This is a genomic window from Pseudoalteromonas sp. SWN166 (assembly GCF_015864485.1).
Lineage (GTDB): Bacteria > Pseudomonadota > Gammaproteobacteria > Enterobacterales > Alteromonadaceae > Pseudoalteromonas.
Genome location: NZ_JADYXB010000009.1, coordinates 36,891 through 51,588 on the forward strand (window position 1 = coordinate 36,891; position 14,698 = coordinate 51,588).

Sequence of the window (14,698 nt, forward strand, 5' to 3'; positions counted from 1 at the left end):
AACACTGTAATGAAGCTAAACACAACATCGTTTATTTATTGACTGCAATTTGCTATAAAATTATAGCGCAGAATAAATAACAAGAATAAAGTGAGTTTTATTATGTCTTATAAATATAATGGGTCTATGATCCAAATTGCACATCCAGTGCAATCAATTTCAGTAAACAAACATCGTGTAATCTTTAGTGATACACAAGGTTTAAAAAATGCATTGTTTCAAAAAGCGAGTGATGCACGCCAGTTTGTTAAGTGGCTAAAAGCTAACTAAGCAACACATAACTTTAATTGCCTTTTTATTATTGCAATTATTGATAAGATATTATGCCAGCCTCGTTGCTGGCATTTTACTTTTTAGCTCTTTATTGGTTACAATAGTTTTACAATAATAATTACTGGCAGCTGTTGTAATGCTCCGTATATTTTTAACTTTCTTACTTTTTTTCTGTTTGAGCTCAATCAGTAATGCAAGAACTATTACTTGGTTAGCGCACGACTTTGCACCCTACTATATTTTAAATGGTCAATACCAATATCAAGGCCGTGACGAAAGCATAATTGCACTTCTTGAAAAACAACTCCCCACTATTACATTTAAAAGAATGATCATTCCCTCAGGTAAAGTAATTCAAGAGCTTTCGAATAATTCGCATAATGTGTGTGCATTATCGCTTTACAAAAACGATGACAGAAAAGAGCACATTTATTTTACAGACGAAAGCTCAACAACAGGCCTTTCGCCTTCTATTGCCCTGCATAAACGATTGGCTGATGCGCTAAATATTGAGGATTCAGGTGAAGTATCGCTACTTGATTTATTACAAGATAAAAAACTAACGCTTGGAGTCTCTATGAGCCGCTCTTACGGGCAAGAGATAGACTCCTTAATAAACAGTACACCCAATATTAATTTGGTAATAAGACCCACTCGCGATAGCTTAGCGAGCCTTACGTATATGCTTAACTTAAAACGGATTGATATTTTACTGGGTTACCCGAGTGAGCATTACTATTTAGCTAAATCAATGCACTTTGATGAAAACTTAACACAGCGTCCATTAACCGAATCACCCGCGTTAAGTTATGGCTTTATTGGCTGTACTAAAAACGAGCAAGGTGAAAAAGACATCGCGATTCTAAATGAGCAGCTAAAAATAATTAAAAAAACGCAGGCTTATAACGATTTACTTATGCGCTGGTTACCTGAACATTTAAGGCCTTTATTAAAGTCGCGTATAAATAGCACAAAATCAATAGACTAAAAGTTGCTTGATTTAAGTTTCTATAAAGCAAAAAAAAACGCTACAGTAAGTGGCGTTTTTATATTTAATAATGCTATTACTGACGAACTCCTTCTATTGATAAAATAATATCAACATGAGTAGATGCAGGTCCTAAGTTGTAATCAATACCGTAATCGGTAAGTTTAAGGGTGGTTTCGCCCTCAAAACCTACGCGGTAACCGCCCCATGGATCTTTACCTTCGCCCACTTTATCTATTTCAAAGGTAATAGTGTTGGTTACGCCATGCAGCGTAAATTCGCCGGTTACGTCGGCCTCTTCACCGTCTTCATCAAACTTAATACTTGTGCTTTTAAATGTCGCTTTTGGGTATTTATCTACATTTAAAAAATCTTTACCATGTAAGTGCTTATCACGCTCTGCATGGTTAGAGTCAAGGCTAGTGGTATCAATATTTACCATAATTTTTGATGCATCAGGGTTTTTAGCATCATAGCTAAATGTGCCGTCAAAAGTATTAAAACGACCATATAACCAGCTGTAACCTAAGTGTTTAATTTTAAAGTTAACAGAGGCGTGCCCGCCTTTTGTATCAATTACATAATTAGCTGCATTAGCGGCTGTTGCCGATAACATCATTGCAGCCGAAACGGCTGTGCTTACTAATAATTTTTTCATTTTAATCATCCTTTAATGGTTTGATCATTCTTATTAAGGTTTTATCTTTATCGATAAAGTGATGTTTTAACGCCCCTAGTGCATGCAATACTGCAAACCCTATTAATGTGCACGCACCATAATAATGTACTTTTCCTGCAATATCGGCTTGGTCATCAAAAGCAAAATCAAGCGCTGATACGTTAAATAAGGTAAACACTTCTATTGGACGTCCGTCTGCGGTTGATATTAAATACCCTGCAACAACAATAACGGCCAAAATAATATACATAGCAATATGCGCAGTATGCGCTAATTGGTTCATGCCTTTAATTTCACCTAATGGTTTAGGTTGTGTAGATAAAGCACGCCATAAAATTCTAAATAAAAATACGGCCACAAGCGTAATTCCAATGCTTTTATGTAAATCGAGCGAGCCTTTATACCAGCTATCGTAATAAGTAAGCTCAACCATATATAAACCTAAACCAAACAGGCCAAAAATAGTTAGCGCCATGAGCCAATGTAAAATAATGGCGACAAGTCCGTAAGATGAAGGTGTATTTTTAAACATGTGTAACGTCCTATAATGCTATGACGTTACAATATAGTTCAAAGAGGTAAATGAAAATAACATTTACAAACACTTTACGTGCGTATACGCACAGAACTTTGTTATTTAAAGTCAGTTTTGCAAAAGTGGAGGGGGAAACAGATAATTTTATAAGGTGGATTGTTCGCTCAAGCTGACATAAATTAAGCTCTCAGGGCTTACTTGCAAACAGGTAACAAGCCCTTCTTTAATAAGCTCAAGCATAGCTATAAAACTAACCACTACACCACTTCGCCCTTCATTTGGGGTAAAAAGCGCATTAAATACCACTGCCGAGTTTGCTTGCGATAGTTGCTGTAATATTTGGCTCATTCTCTCTCGGGTTGAGAGTACTTCGGCAGTAATTTGATGATGCTCAAACGTTTTTGCTCGCGCCATTACATCACTCAGCGCCAGCATTAAGTCTTTAAGTTCAATATCGGGGAGGTTTTGACTTGTATCTTCACTTATTGGCATAGCGGCATGCGCTATAAAAATATCACGACCAACACGAGGGATATCGTCGAGGTTTTCGGCGGCTTGTTTAAATAACTCATACTCTTGCAGACGTTTAATAAGCTCAGCACGAGGATCTTCTTCCTCTTCAAGCTCTTCGTGTACAGGTAATAATAAGCGCGACTTAATTTGCGCAAGTAACGCAGCCATTACTAAATATTCGCCAGCAAGTTCGAGTTGAAACTCGGTCATCATTTCTACATAACTTACGTACTGCTCTGTAATACTAAAAATAGAAAGCTCGAGCACATCAAGCTTATGCTTTTTAATTAAATACAGCAGTAAATCGAGCGGGCCTTCAAAGGTTTCTAATATTATTTCGAGCGCATCTGGTGGAATGTATAAATCTTCGGGTTTATCTACAACCGCTTTACCATGCAAAAAAGCCAGTGGCAGCTTTTGCTGCACTGGCTTTTCACTACTTTTTGTATCAGCAGTACTTTCGCTCACTACTTATTACTCAAACGGGCTTGTATCGCCACAGCCAACACGTAAAATTTTAATTTCATCTTCTGATAAATCAATTACTGTGGTTGCTTGCTCGGCTAAGTAGCCACCGTGAATAATTAAATCAACGTGTTTGTCTAGTCGCTCTAATATTTCATCAGGATCTGATTCTGTAAATTGCTGACCCGGTAAAATTAACGAACATGACATGAGCGGCTCGCCAAGTTCAGCAAGTAATGCGCACGCTATTGGATGCTCAATTACACGCATACCAATCGTTTTTTTCTTGTCGTTTAATAAACGTTTAGGAACCTCTTTTGTGCCTTTAAAAATAAAGGTATAAGGCCCTGGTGTATTATTTTTAATAAGTCTAAATAGCTGGTTATCTACACGTGCATAAGTAGCAAGCTCAGATAAGTCACGACAAACTAGCGTAAAATTATCATTTTTTTCAATACCGCGAATGCGCTCTATGCGCTCTTTGGCTTGCTTATTACCAATGTTACAGCCGATGGCGTAGCCCGAGTCGGTTGGGTAAACAACAACGCCGCCTTGTTTGATAATATCAACAGCTTGACTGATCAGTCTTGGTTGCGGGTTATCTGGATGAATGTGAAATAATTGACTCATAATAATGCCCCTTCTTGTCCTTCCCAAGCTTGCCAAACACCTTGGCAGTCTTTAGGTAGGTATAAGTTTTTGCCAAGCTCTAAATAGCTTGTCGGAAAATGAAAATCAGACCCTTGCGAGCAAAGTAGTTCGTACTCACGGCTGAGTTCACCTAAAAATTGACGTTCGCTTGGCGCCTGTTGAGGTTGTGCAACTTCCATTGCGTCCCCTCCTACACTTTTAAATTCTACTAATAATTTGCGTAGCCACTTGTTTGACATTTGATAGCTACTTGGGTGTGCAAGTACCGCAACACCACCAGCAGCATGAATAGCCTCAATGGCAGTTTGCATAGTGCACCAGCAGCTTGGTACGTAGCCTGTTTTGCCACGCCCTAAGTACTTTTTAAATACACCTGGAAAATTTTTGGCAACGCCGCGCTCTATTAATGCGCGTGCAAAATGCGCACGTGTAATTTGCGCGTCTTTTGCCAACTCTTTAGCTTGCTCGTATATGCCATCAAAGCCATTTTTTGCAAGGCGAACACCAATTTCTAGTGCGCGTTCTTCTCGCTTTTGCTGCTGAGCCGATAATAAAGAGGTGAGGTCAATATTATCAATATCAATATTTAAACCCACAATATGAATTTCAAAGCTCTCCCATTTGGTAGACACTTCGGTACCCGTTATTAATGAAAGCGGTAAGTTTTCAGCTTCAATAAATTGCTGCGCAGGCTTAATTGCCGCCACAGTGTCATGATCGGTAATAGCAAACACATCAATATTTTTATCAACAGCGCGATGCAATAATTCTTCAACCGTTAAACGCCCGTCTGAATGTGTGGTATGGCTATGTAAATCATATTTTATCAAAAGAAAACTGCTTAAAATTAAGGGTTAGTGGTGTTTATGTAAGTATAACAACTTTTTTGACTAAATTGTTTTAAATAAACACTTGACACAAAAGCATAAGATACGTTTTACTGTAGCCACTTTCAGACACATTAAGAATTAACAATAATGATCAATTCAAACTTAAACACTATTTGGTGGTGGCACTCGTAATTTTCGGGTGATGAATTGTCGTGTCTAACAAAAATTCAAAACCCGCAACTATGCGGGTTTTTTTATAACTAAATTTTACGAAACGTATACGTTAAAAATATTTAATAAATTTTGAGGCAGAAAAACATGAATAACGGTCTTACTCTTACACATCGTTGGTGGTGGCGCCTGATATAGCGGGACGGTAATGATCTGTTTGTAATTTAGATATCGTTATTCAAACCCCGCATTGCACAGCATTGCGGGGTTTAATTTTTTGAGGGAATGAGGTTTGATTTTTAGTCATATAACTACCACACCAGGCGAAGTAACAAGCATTACGCAAGTACGCGACTATATTAGTAGCCCACTTGCATTATACGCGGCACTTGATAAGCCTAACTCACTACTGCTTGAATCGGCTGAGATTGATTCTAAAGACAGTGTAAAAAGTTTAATTTTAGTCGATTGTGCCCTGCGCATTGTATGCCAAGGTAAAACGGTAACCGTTACAGCAAAGTCGAATAACGGGCAGCAATTACTTAGCTACTTACACGCTAATGTTAAAAGCTGTACAGCCACGCTAAACGATACAACATTAACGCTTGAGTACTTAACCGCTAATAATGATATTGACGAGGCGAGCAAGCTGGTTGCCGACAATGCATTTAGCGCCCTTCGCACTTGTATTAACAGTATTAAAAGTACTACTAACAATCCTTTTTCAGTCTTTTTAGGCGGTGTATTTGCCTACGATATGGTGGCAAACTTTGAGCAGTTAAGTGACGTGCCAGACGGCGAAAACACCTGCCCAGATTACGTATTTTATTTAGCCGAAACCTTAGTGGTTATTGATCATCAAAAACAAACAACTGAGCTTATTGGTAATGTATTTAACGGGCCAGACGTACACGCAAATTGCTTTGAAGTAGGTAAAGAGCTTGAGCGCTTAAATACACTGTGTGATAACGCTGCTGAATTTAGTGCCGATATGCAAAGCGGCGAGTGCGACGTAAGCGTTGATATAAGCGACGAAACGTACTGTGAGCAAGTAGTAAAGCTTAAAAAGAACATTGTTGATGGCGATATTTTTCAGGTAGTGCCATCGCGTACATTTTCTCTACCTTGCCCTGACGCTTTACATGCGTATAGCCAACTTAAAAAACAAAACCCAAGCCCGTATATGTTTTATATGCGCGATGAAGACTTTGCATTATTTGGCGCATCTCCCGAGTCAGCACTTAAATACACTGTGCAATCTCAGCAAGTAGAGGTATATCCAATAGCGGGTACTCGTCCACGTGGTAAATTTGCTAATGGGCAAATAAACCCAGATCTAGATAGCCGTATTGAGCTTGAACTCAGAAACGATCAAAAAGAGCGCGCCGAGCATTTAATGCTTGTCGATTTAGCCCGTAACGACGTAGCCCGTATTAGTGTTGCAGGTACTCGTTTTGCTAAAGAGCTATTAAAAGTAGACCGCTACTCTCAAGTAATGCATTTAGTGTCGCGCGTTGTAGGTACTTTAAAACCAGAGCTTGACGCACTGCATGCTTACCAAGCGTGTATGAACATGGGCACACTTGTTGGTGCACCAAAAGTGCGTGCTGCTGAGCTTGTTCGTCAAACAGAAGGCAAACGCCGTGGCAGTTATGGTGGTGCTGTAGGTTACTTAACGGGCGATGGCACAATGGATAGCTGTATTGTTATTCGCTCCGCTTTTGTTAAAAATAATATAGCCTATGTGCAAGCAGGTGCCGGTGTAGTGTTTGACTCAGACCCTATTTCAGAAGCAAACGAAACACGCGCTAAAGCACAAGCGGTTATTACCGCCATTAAATCTACGTACAAGGCGGTATAAAATGAGTGAAGCTAATCCTATCAAAATCTACTTTTTAGATAACTTTGACTCATTTACATATAACCTTGTTGATGAGCTTACGATGCTTGGCTGCGAACTGGTTGTTTACAGAAACAACATTAGCGCTGAGGTTATTTTTAACAAAATGCGCCAAGAACAAGGTCAAGTACTATTAGTACTTTCGCCAGGTCCTGGCACGCCAAGCGATGCAGGCTGTTTAATGGAGCTTATTGAGCTCTCTAAAGGCCACTTCCCAATGCTAGGCATTTGTTTAGGCCAACAAGCATTAACACAAAGCTACGGTGGAGTAATCGGTCACGCCGGTGAAACCGTACATGGTAAGTCTTCAATTATTAATTTAGGCGAACATCCTGTATTTGATGGTATGGGAGATACAATGCCTGTTGCACGTTATCATTCATTAATGGCAACAAAAGTGCCTGACAACATTGAGGTAATTGCTCAATATGAAGATATACCTATGGCTATTTATCATCACGATGACAATGCATTAGGTTACCAGTTTCATCCAGAATCTATACTAACGCCAAACGGCGCAATGCTACTTCAGCAAAGCGTCGCTTACCTAACACGCGCTAAATAAAAGAGGACATTATGAGTACACAACCAGAAAAGCCCATCAATGTTCAACACGCTATTGAGCAACTAATTACTGGGCAATCATTAAGCTACGCCGACTCCAAAGCACTGTTTGATGAAATAATGCAAGGTAATATGAGTGAAATTGAGCTAACTGCCCTACTTATAAGCCTTAAAATTAAAGGCGAAGTAAGCGACGAAATTGCAGGCGCTGCGGCCTCTATGCGTGAAAACGCCGTTGCCTTTAATACAACTAGCGCGCAACTCGCCGATAGCTGTGGCACCGGTGGTGATGGTTCAAACACCATTAATATAAGCACAACAGCCGCTATTGTTGCCGCTGCTGCCGGTATTAACATGGTAAAACATGGTAATCGCAGTGTATCGAGTAATTCAGGCTCAGCCGACTTACTAAAAGCCCTGGGCATTAATATAGATATGAGCCCAGAGCAAGCAGCAAAGTGCCTAGAGCAAACTAACTTTACTTTTTTGTTTGCACCGCATTATCACAGCGGTGTACGCCATGCGATGGGCGTACGTACAGCGCTTAAAACACGTACTATTTTTAATATTTTAGGCCCGCTTGCTAACCCGGCGGCACCTGACGTGCAATTGCTTGGTGTATATAACGAAGCGTTATGTATGCCAATGGCGCAAACACTTAAAACATTGGGCACAAAGCGCGCTATGATTGTTCATGGCTCGGGAACTGACGAAATTGCCCTACATGGCCCAACAACGGTTGTTGAGCTTAACAATGGTGAAATTACACAGTACACACTCAACCCAAGCGACTTTGACCTTGCAAACTATTCACTTGAACAGCTCGCTGGTGAAGGTCCACAATACAACGCAAATGCAAGCCTCGCTATTTTACAGGGTAAAGGCACTGAAGCTCACAATGCCGCCATTGTGGTTAACGTAGCTGCATTGTTATACCTAACAGGTAAAGCACAATCTTTAAAAGAAGGTGCGCAGCAAGTAAACACATTATTAAGTTCAGGCAAGGCCATGAACACATTAAATGCAATTATTGAGGTAAGTCATGGCTAACGTATTAGACAAAATTGTTGCTGATAAAGAATTAGAACTGATTGAGCGTAAAGCCGCGCGCCCGCTTGAAAGCTTTAAGCACCTTGCAGTGCCTACCAGCCGTAGCTTTTATAAAGCGCTTGCAGCGCCTGGCACACAGTTTATTTTAGAGTGTAAAAAAGCATCTCCATCAAAAGGGCTTATTCGTGAGCCATTTGATTTAACCGAAATCACCTCGGTTTATAAAAAATACGCCACCTGCATGAGCGTACTAACTGATGCTAAATATTTTCAAGGCAGCTTTGACTACCTCGAATTTGTACGCAGCCAAGTAGAACAACCGCTTATCTGTAAAGACTTTTTTATAGACGAATACCAAGTGTACATGGCACGAATTTATGGCGGCGATGCTATATTACTGATGCTTTCGGTACTTGATGACGAAAGTTATAAGGCACTGCATGCGGTTGCCGATTCTCTGAATATGTCGGTATTAACCGAAGTAAGCAATGAAGAAGAAGTACACCGCGCACTTGCGCTTGATGCACAAATTATTGGTATTAATAACCGCGATTTACGCGATTTAAGCACCGATTTAGCCACTACCGAAAAGCTACGCAAACTTATCCCAGCAGATAAAGTGGTTATTTCGGAATCGGGTATTTACACCCATCAAGACGTAAAACGTTTAGCTCCATTATGTGATGGCTTTCTAATTGGCAGCTCGCTTATGAGCGAGCGCGATTTAGAGCAAGCATGTCGCCGTGTTATTTTAGGCGACAATAAAGTATGTGGTTTAACACGTAGCCAAGATGCACAAGCCGCTTATAAAAATGGTGCTGTTTACGGTGGTTTAATTTTTCACCCTAAATCGCCGCGTTATGTTGATTTAGATTGCGCAAGAGAGCTAAGCCAAAGTGCTCCGCTTAATTTTGTGGGTGTATTTGTCGATGCCCCAATTGAGCAAGTTGCTCAATACGCAAGTGTGTTAAAATTAGCGGCAGTTCAATTACATGGACAAGAAAGTGACGATTACATTGCTGCGCTGCGTACACAACTTCCAACTAATTGTGAAATTTGGAAAGCCCAAGCAATTAAAGATGCATTACCAACACCTGTAAAAGGCGTTGACCGACACCTTTACGATACGCACAGCGACACGCAAGCTGGCGGTACAGGTAAAGCATTTGATTGGTCGGTGCTTAGCGGCGCAACTACACCGTTTATGCTCGCTGGAGGCTTAAATCCAGACAATATTAAAGATGCGCTTTTTCAAGGTGCCTTAGGCCTTGACTTAAACTCAGGCGTTGAAGAATCTGCGGGTAAAAAGTGCCCTAACAAATTACATAATGCTTTTACAAGCATCAGAAATTATTGAGGTTAAAATGCAAAATCCAGCTTATTTTGGCGAGTTTGGCGGTATGTTTGTACCCGAGTTACTTGTCCCTGCGCTTAAGCAGTTAGAAAACGAATTTAACAAAGCACAAAAAGACCCTGAGTTTCAGGCAGAGCTAAGTAAATTATTAAACGAGTATGCGGGTCGTCCTACCCCACTTACTTTAACGCGTAATTTAGTTAAAAACCCAAAAGTAAAACTGTACCTAAAGCGTGAAGATTTACTACATGGTGGCGCACATAAAACCAACCAAGTACTTGGTCAGGCGTTACTTACTAAGCGTATGGGTAAAAAACAAGTTATTGCTGAAACAGGTGCCGGTCAACACGGTGTTGCAACAGCGCTTGCATGTGCCTTACTGGGTTTAAAATGTCGTATTTATATGGGCGCAAAAGACGTTGAACGTCAGCAACCTAACGTATTTAGAATGAAGTTAATGGGCGCAGAAGTTATTCCGGTAACAGCGGGTTCTGGCACATTAAAAGATGCAGTAAATGAAGCGCTGCGTGACTGGTCAGCAAATTACCAAGACGCGCACTACCTACTAGGTACAGCTGCGGGTCCTCACCCATTCCCAACAATTGTACGCGAGTATCAAAAAATTATTGGTGAAGAAGCTAAACAACAAGTACTTAAAGCAGAAGGTCGTTTACCTGACGCTGTTATTGCCTGTGTTGGTGGTGGTTCAAACGCAATTGGTATGTTTACCGACTTTATTGACGAGCCAGGCGTTAAATTAATTGGTGTTGAGCCTGCTGGTAAAGGTCTTGATACAAATGAGCACGGTGCAACAATTTGTAAAGGCACAAAAGGCATATTGCACGGTACTTATACGTACATTATGCAAAATGATGATGGCCAAATTGAAGAGTCTTACTCTGTATCAGCGGGTCTTGATTACCCAGCTGTTGGTCCTCAACATGCATTTTTACACGAAACTGGTCGCGCTCAATACGTGGGTATTACCGATACAGAAGCGCTTGATGCGTTTCAGTCGCTTGCTAAAAATGAAGGGATTATTCCGGCGCTTGAATCAAGCCATGCGTTAGCTTATGCGCTTAAGTACGCAGAGGAGCTAACCGAGGAAAGTGTTATAGTGATTAATTTAAGTGGTCGTGGCGATAAAGATTTAGCACACGTTCACAATGTACTAACTGAAAGAGGTCAGCTATGAGCCAAGTAAAAACGGATCGTTACGGCAAAATGTTTGCAGCGCTTAACGAGCAAAAACAAGGTGCGTTTGTACCATTTGTAACGATTGGCGACCCAGGTAAAGAGCAAAGTATTGCGATTATTAAAAGTCTAATTGACGGCGGCGCTGATGCGCTTGAGCTTGGTATTCCGTTTTCTGACCCAATTGCAGATGGTCCAGTAATTCAAAAAGCTAATATTCGCGCCCTCGATGTGCACATTAACACACAAGATTGCTTTGATATTATTAAAGAAATACGTGAGTATAACGCCGACATTCCAATTGGCTTATTATTGTATTCAAACCTTGTGTTTAAACGTGGTATTGAAGCATTTTATAAAGATGCAAAAGCAGTAGGCGTAGACTCAATTTTAGTGGCTGATGTGCCTTTACATGAATCTAAAATGTTTAGAAAGTCAGCAATGGATAACGGTGTAGACCCAATTTTTATTGCAACACCAAATGCAGATGACGACACACTTCGCCAGTGTGCCTCTTACGGTCGTGGTTATACGTATTTACTATCGCGCGCAGGTGTTACCGGTACCGATACTAAAGCACAAATGCCTGCTGGTAATATTGTTACTAAATTAAAAGAATACCATGCAGCCCCAGCTCTTTTAGGGTTTGGTATTTCAACACCAGATGATGTAAAAGCGGCTCTTAATGCAGGAGCAGCCGGTGCTATTTCAGGTTCTGCCGTGGTTAAAATTATTGAAGCTAACCTTAATGATTTACCTGTAATGACCGCGCATCTAAAAGCTTTTGTAGCCGATATGAAAGCAGCTACATCGCTATAATCTAACTAGGGCGTGTTTTATACGCATTAAAAAAAGGGCATTTAAAATGCCCTTTTTTGTTTTTTAGAATCAAACGCTGTATCAATAACCAAACGTTTTAAAAAAGAAAATTAGTGAGCTTGGTGTTTACCCTCTAAAATCTCTTCAATAAATTTAGCATTAAACGCCTCTAAATCAGCGGGACTTCGGCTGGTTACTAAACCTTTATCTACACATACTTCTTGATCAACCCAATTAGCACCTGCATTAATTAAATCGCTTTTAATACTAGGAAAAGAAGTTATAGTACGATCGCGCAATTTATTAATTTCAGCTAACAACCACGGCGCATGGCAAATAGCAGCAACGGGTTTGTTTTTTTCTGCGCCAAAAAAGCCGTCGATAAAGGCTTTAGCATCTTTATCTTGGCGTAAGCTGTCTGGGTTAAATAAGCCACCTGGAAGCATAAGCGCGTCGTAATCAGCAGGATTCGCGTTTGTAACTAGTTTATCGACTGTTACTTTATCGCCCCACTTTTCTTCATCCCAGCCAGTAATTTGGCCTTCTTTAATTGATACTATTTCGATGTTTGCACCAGCATCAAGTAATGCGCTGCGTGGAGATAAAAGCTCACTTTGCTCAAATCCATCAGTGGCTAAAATTGCAATTTTTTTGCCCTGTAAACGTGTGCTTGTTTGTAATGTACTCATTGAGATCTCCTTATTTGATACCAACCTGCATAAATCTTTGAGCAATTTAACGAATTAAATCGCACTATAACGTCGTTAAAAATCTTTCATTTAGAACAACTAGATACAAAAATTATTGCCTAATTCTAGCGTGATTTTCTTAACGTTAAATAGACCCCATATATATATGCAGATTGGTATTATTAAAAATATATTCGAAACACACAGTTAAAAAAGCACGATGCATGCCAAAAACAAGCCATTGAAAATAAGGAAATTAATTTTACTGAAGTTTATAGGGCTATGTAAATCATTTAGACAATATGAATAATCTACATAAAGCAGATACAACACAGTTTTGGTACTCGATGATTAAATACTGAAGCTTCACTTCTCGCGCGAGCAAGTTCAGCGACTACAACTCATGCTCGGCATTATGTTTATATTTGTAGACGCACAACTTGTTGGCGTTTAAAAACGTAGTTTTTATGATCGGTGGTTAAGAAATACAGAAGCTGCGCTTCTCGTGTGAGCAAGCTAAACGCCTACAACTCATGCTCTACATTATGTTTATATTTGTAGACGCACAACTTGTTGGCGTTTAAAAACGCAGTTTTTATGTTCGGTGATTAAGTAATTAGAAGCTTCGCTTCTCGCGTGAGCAAGCTCAACGCCTACAACTCAAGCACAGCATTATGTTTACCCTTGTAGACGTACAACTTGTTGACGTTTATAAACGCAGTTTCTATGAACGGTGGTTAAGTAATTAGAAGCTCAGCTTCTCGCGTGAGCAAGCTCAACGCCTACAACTAATGCTCGGCATTATGTTTATTTTTGTAGACGCGCAACTTGTTGGCGTGATGGACAAAGCCCATAATTTGTATGTTGAATAATATATTTAATAACTCCAATCAAGCTCTGCAAACGACCAAACTAAGTAATACTATTTAAAGAAGATCTTTTAACGCTTTAGCAGGTTTAAAAACCGCTTTATTTGCGCCTTCTATTTCAATTGCAGCCCCTGTTTGTGGATTACGACCGGTACGCGCTGGATAGTAACTTAGTGCAAACGTACCAAAGCCATTAATTTGAACTTGATCGCCCTCAGAAAGCGATTTAGTAATCACTTTTTGCAAGCTGGAAAGCGCTGCTTGAGCATCTTTTTTTGTTAATTCACTTTTGTGTGCAATGGCAGCAACGAGTTCTGCTTTATTCATTTTAGGCTCCTAAATACACGCTAAATCAGTGTTGGTTAAGCGTGGGAATATGATGATATAAAAAATACCAAACCAAATTGGTAATAAAGCCACGCAGGCTAAGGGTTACAGAGCAACAAGTCAACCTTGTAGTTGCTAAGCTTTATGTGGTAAAAAGCCTTTGATTCTTTTTTGTATAATTTAGGTAGACTATGCACGCTTTAATTGAATACATTCCGCTCATACTGTTTTTTGCCGTTTTTAAGCTTGTCGATATTTACTGGGCTACCGGTTTATTAATGGCCACTACGCTCATTCAAGTTGCTTATAGCTACTTTAAACATGGCTCTGTGCCTACTCGTCAGTGGATCTTTTTTGGTATTGCAGCCGTGTTTGGTACGCTAACGCTAGTACTTCACGATGAGCAATACATTAAATGGAAAGCAACACTGATATACGCTGGTTTAAGCTTAACGTTACTTATTAGCCGTTATGCGCTTAATAAAAATTTAGTTAAGAAGGCACTTAGCTCAATACTCGAAAATGCTAATGATACAAAACAAGCCATTGTTGTACCTGAACCTTTATGGAATAAGCTCAACCTTATGTGGGTAGCAATTACAGCGGGTATTGCAGCACTAAATATATACATTGCGTATAATTTTTCGCTCGACTTTTGGGTTAACTTTAAAGTGTTTGGCTTGATGGGTATTACCTTTGTGAGTATTTTTGCCACTATTATTGCCTTGTACAAATACCTCCCTAGTGAAGAAGAACCTGCAAAATAATTTTATAGATCACTTTGTAGATTACTAATCTCGTCATAAAAATGTCGTCTTAGCTTGATA

The 14,698-nt window shown here is 39.8% G+C and carries 16 protein-coding genes; 9 read left to right on the forward strand and 7 right to left on the reverse strand.

Translation table 11 applies throughout. From position 1 onward, the window contains the following. Positions 1 to 102: 102 nt before the first annotated feature. Both I6F49_RS07570 and I6F49_RS07575 read left to right on the forward strand, forming a co-directional pair. Complete coding sequence (locus I6F49_RS07570; RefSeq protein ID WP_002961566.1) at positions 103 to 270, forward strand: hypothetical protein; 168 nt, start codon at positions 103 to 105, stop codon at positions 268 to 270. Between the two features lie 139 nt (positions 271 to 409). Further along, positions 410 to 1,261, forward strand: a complete 852-nt coding sequence (locus I6F49_RS07575; protein WP_197179543.1) for a TIGR02285 family protein — start codon at positions 410 to 412, stop codon at positions 1,259 to 1,261. Positions 1,262 to 1,337: 76 nt separating this feature from the next. Here the strand turns inward: I6F49_RS07575 and I6F49_RS07580 are convergent, their stop codons facing one another. From I6F49_RS07580 to rnm, 5 genes are all read right to left on the reverse strand, one after another. Further along, complete coding sequence (locus I6F49_RS07580) at positions 1,338 to 1,919, reverse strand: YceI family protein (protein ID WP_197179545.1); 582 nt, start codon at positions 1,917 to 1,919, stop codon at positions 1,338 to 1,340. A gap of 1 nt (position 1,920) precedes the next feature. After that, a complete protein-coding gene (locus tag I6F49_RS07585) occupies positions 1,921 to 2,472 on the reverse strand; it encodes a cytochrome b (RefSeq protein ID WP_197179547.1) in 552 nt (183 codons plus the stop codon). Between the two features lie 147 nt (positions 2,473 to 2,619). Beyond that, entirely contained in the window at positions 2,620 to 3,456 is an 837-nt protein-coding gene (locus I6F49_RS07590) for a segregation and condensation protein A (protein ID WP_197179548.1), read from the reverse strand. A 6-nt stretch (positions 3,457 to 3,462) separates the two neighbouring features. Then, a complete protein-coding gene (locus tag I6F49_RS07595; RefSeq protein ID WP_166421539.1) occupies positions 3,463 to 4,083 on the reverse strand; it encodes an L-threonylcarbamoyladenylate synthase in 621 nt (206 codons plus the stop codon). Further along, positions 4,080 to 4,934 (reverse strand): RNase RNM, encoded by an 855-nt coding sequence (gene rnm, locus I6F49_RS07600; protein ID WP_197179550.1) that lies wholly within the window; start codon positions 4,932 to 4,934, stop codon positions 4,080 to 4,082. The genes I6F49_RS07595 and rnm overlap by 4 nt, the downstream gene beginning before the upstream one ends. A 463-nt stretch (positions 4,935 to 5,397) precedes the next feature. On the opposite strand from rnm, the gene I6F49_RS07605 reads away from it, so the two are divergent. The 6 genes from I6F49_RS07605 to trpA are packed head-to-tail and all read left to right on the forward strand — an operon-like array spanning position 5,398 to position 11,986. Continuing rightward, positions 5,398 to 6,966, forward strand: coding sequence for an anthranilate synthase component 1 (locus I6F49_RS07605; protein ID WP_197179552.1), 1,569 nt, complete (start codon positions 5,398 to 5,400; stop codon positions 6,964 to 6,966). 1 nt (position 6,967) lies between these two features. Beyond that, on the forward strand, positions 6,968 to 7,570 hold the full coding sequence (locus I6F49_RS07610; protein WP_166421536.1) for an aminodeoxychorismate/anthranilate synthase component II: 603 nt from the start codon (positions 6,968 to 6,970) through the stop codon (positions 7,568 to 7,570). A gap of 11 nt (positions 7,571 to 7,581) precedes the next feature. Beyond that, the gene (gene trpD, locus I6F49_RS07615) at positions 7,582 to 8,619 is read left to right on the forward strand and encodes an anthranilate phosphoribosyltransferase (RefSeq protein WP_166421535.1); all 1,038 of its coding nucleotides are present in this window, start codon (positions 7,582 to 7,584) and stop codon (positions 8,617 to 8,619) included. Continuing rightward, positions 8,612 to 9,976: a bifunctional indole-3-glycerol-phosphate synthase TrpC/phosphoribosylanthranilate isomerase TrpF gene (gene trpCF, locus I6F49_RS07620; protein ID WP_197179555.1), complete on the forward strand. Its 1,365-nt coding sequence runs from the start codon at positions 8,612 to 8,614 to the stop codon at positions 9,974 to 9,976. The genes trpD and trpCF overlap by 8 nt, the downstream gene beginning before the upstream one ends. Positions 9,977 to 9,983: 7 nt before the next feature. Then, positions 9,984 to 11,168 (forward strand): tryptophan synthase subunit beta, encoded by a 1,185-nt coding sequence (gene trpB / locus I6F49_RS07625; protein ID WP_010554212.1) that lies wholly within the window; start codon positions 9,984 to 9,986, stop codon positions 11,166 to 11,168. Continuing rightward, the gene (trpA, locus tag I6F49_RS07630; RefSeq protein WP_121954218.1) at positions 11,165 to 11,986 is read left to right on the forward strand and encodes a tryptophan synthase subunit alpha; all 822 of its coding nucleotides are present in this window, start codon (positions 11,165 to 11,167) and stop codon (positions 11,984 to 11,986) included. The genes trpB and trpA overlap by 4 nt, the downstream gene beginning before the upstream one ends. A 110-nt stretch (positions 11,987 to 12,096) precedes the next feature. Here the strand turns inward: trpA and I6F49_RS07635 are convergent, their stop codons facing one another. Both I6F49_RS07635 and I6F49_RS07640 read right to left on the reverse strand, forming a co-directional pair. Then, positions 12,097 to 12,675, reverse strand: coding sequence for a type 1 glutamine amidotransferase domain-containing protein (locus I6F49_RS07635; protein ID WP_197179556.1), 579 nt, complete (start codon positions 12,673 to 12,675; stop codon positions 12,097 to 12,099). Between the two features lie 926 nt (positions 12,676 to 13,601). Further along, on the reverse strand, positions 13,602 to 13,871 hold the full coding sequence (locus I6F49_RS07640) for an HU family DNA-binding protein (protein WP_077538106.1): 270 nt from the start codon (positions 13,869 to 13,871) through the stop codon (positions 13,602 to 13,604). A 191-nt stretch (positions 13,872 to 14,062) separates the two neighbouring features. Here I6F49_RS07640 and I6F49_RS07645 point away from each other — a divergent pair, with 191 nt between their 5' ends. Continuing rightward, complete coding sequence (locus tag I6F49_RS07645) at positions 14,063 to 14,638, forward strand: inner membrane-spanning protein YciB (protein ID WP_197179558.1); 576 nt, start codon at positions 14,063 to 14,065, stop codon at positions 14,636 to 14,638. Positions 14,639 to 14,698 lie beyond the last annotated feature (60 nt).

Excerpts from the sequence above, each read along its gene's own strand:
- I6F49_RS07640 (WP_077538106.1), bottom strand. The coding sequence starts at position 13,871 with ATGAATAAAGCAGAACTCGTTGCTGCCATTGCACACAAAAGTGAATTA.
- I6F49_RS07585 (WP_197179547.1), bottom strand. The coding sequence starts at position 2,472 with ATGTTTAAAAATACACCTTCATCTTACGGACTTGTCGCCATTATTTTA.
- trpA (WP_121954218.1), top strand. The coding sequence starts at position 11,165 with ATGAGCCAAGTAAAAACGGATCGTTACGGCAAAATGTTTGCAGCGCTT.
- trpCF (WP_197179555.1), top strand. The coding sequence starts at position 8,612 with ATGGCTAACGTATTAGACAAAATTGTTGCTGATAAAGAATTAGAACTG.
- I6F49_RS07575 (WP_197179543.1), top strand. The coding sequence starts at position 410 with ATGCTCCGTATATTTTTAACTTTCTTACTTTTTTTCTGTTTGAGCTCA.
- I6F49_RS07635 (WP_197179556.1), bottom strand. The coding sequence starts at position 12,675 with ATGAGTACATTACAAACAAGCACACGTTTACAGGGCAAAAAAATTGCA.
- I6F49_RS07570 (WP_002961566.1), top strand. The coding sequence starts at position 103 with ATGTCTTATAAATATAATGGGTCTATGATCCAAATTGCACATCCAGTG.
- I6F49_RS07595 (WP_166421539.1), bottom strand. The coding sequence starts at position 4,083 with ATGAGTCAATTATTTCACATTCATCCAGATAACCCGCAACCAAGACTG.
- trpD (WP_166421535.1), top strand. The coding sequence starts at position 7,582 with ATGAGTACACAACCAGAAAAGCCCATCAATGTTCAACACGCTATTGAG.
- I6F49_RS07610 (WP_166421536.1), top strand. The coding sequence starts at position 6,968 with ATGAGTGAAGCTAATCCTATCAAAATCTACTTTTTAGATAACTTTGAC.
- I6F49_RS07580 (WP_197179545.1), bottom strand. The coding sequence starts at position 1,919 with ATGAAAAAATTATTAGTAAGCACAGCCGTTTCGGCTGCAATGATGTTA.
- I6F49_RS07645 (WP_197179558.1), top strand. The coding sequence starts at position 14,063 with ATGCACGCTTTAATTGAATACATTCCGCTCATACTGTTTTTTGCCGTT.
- trpB (WP_010554212.1), top strand. The coding sequence starts at position 9,984 with ATGCAAAATCCAGCTTATTTTGGCGAGTTTGGCGGTATGTTTGTACCC.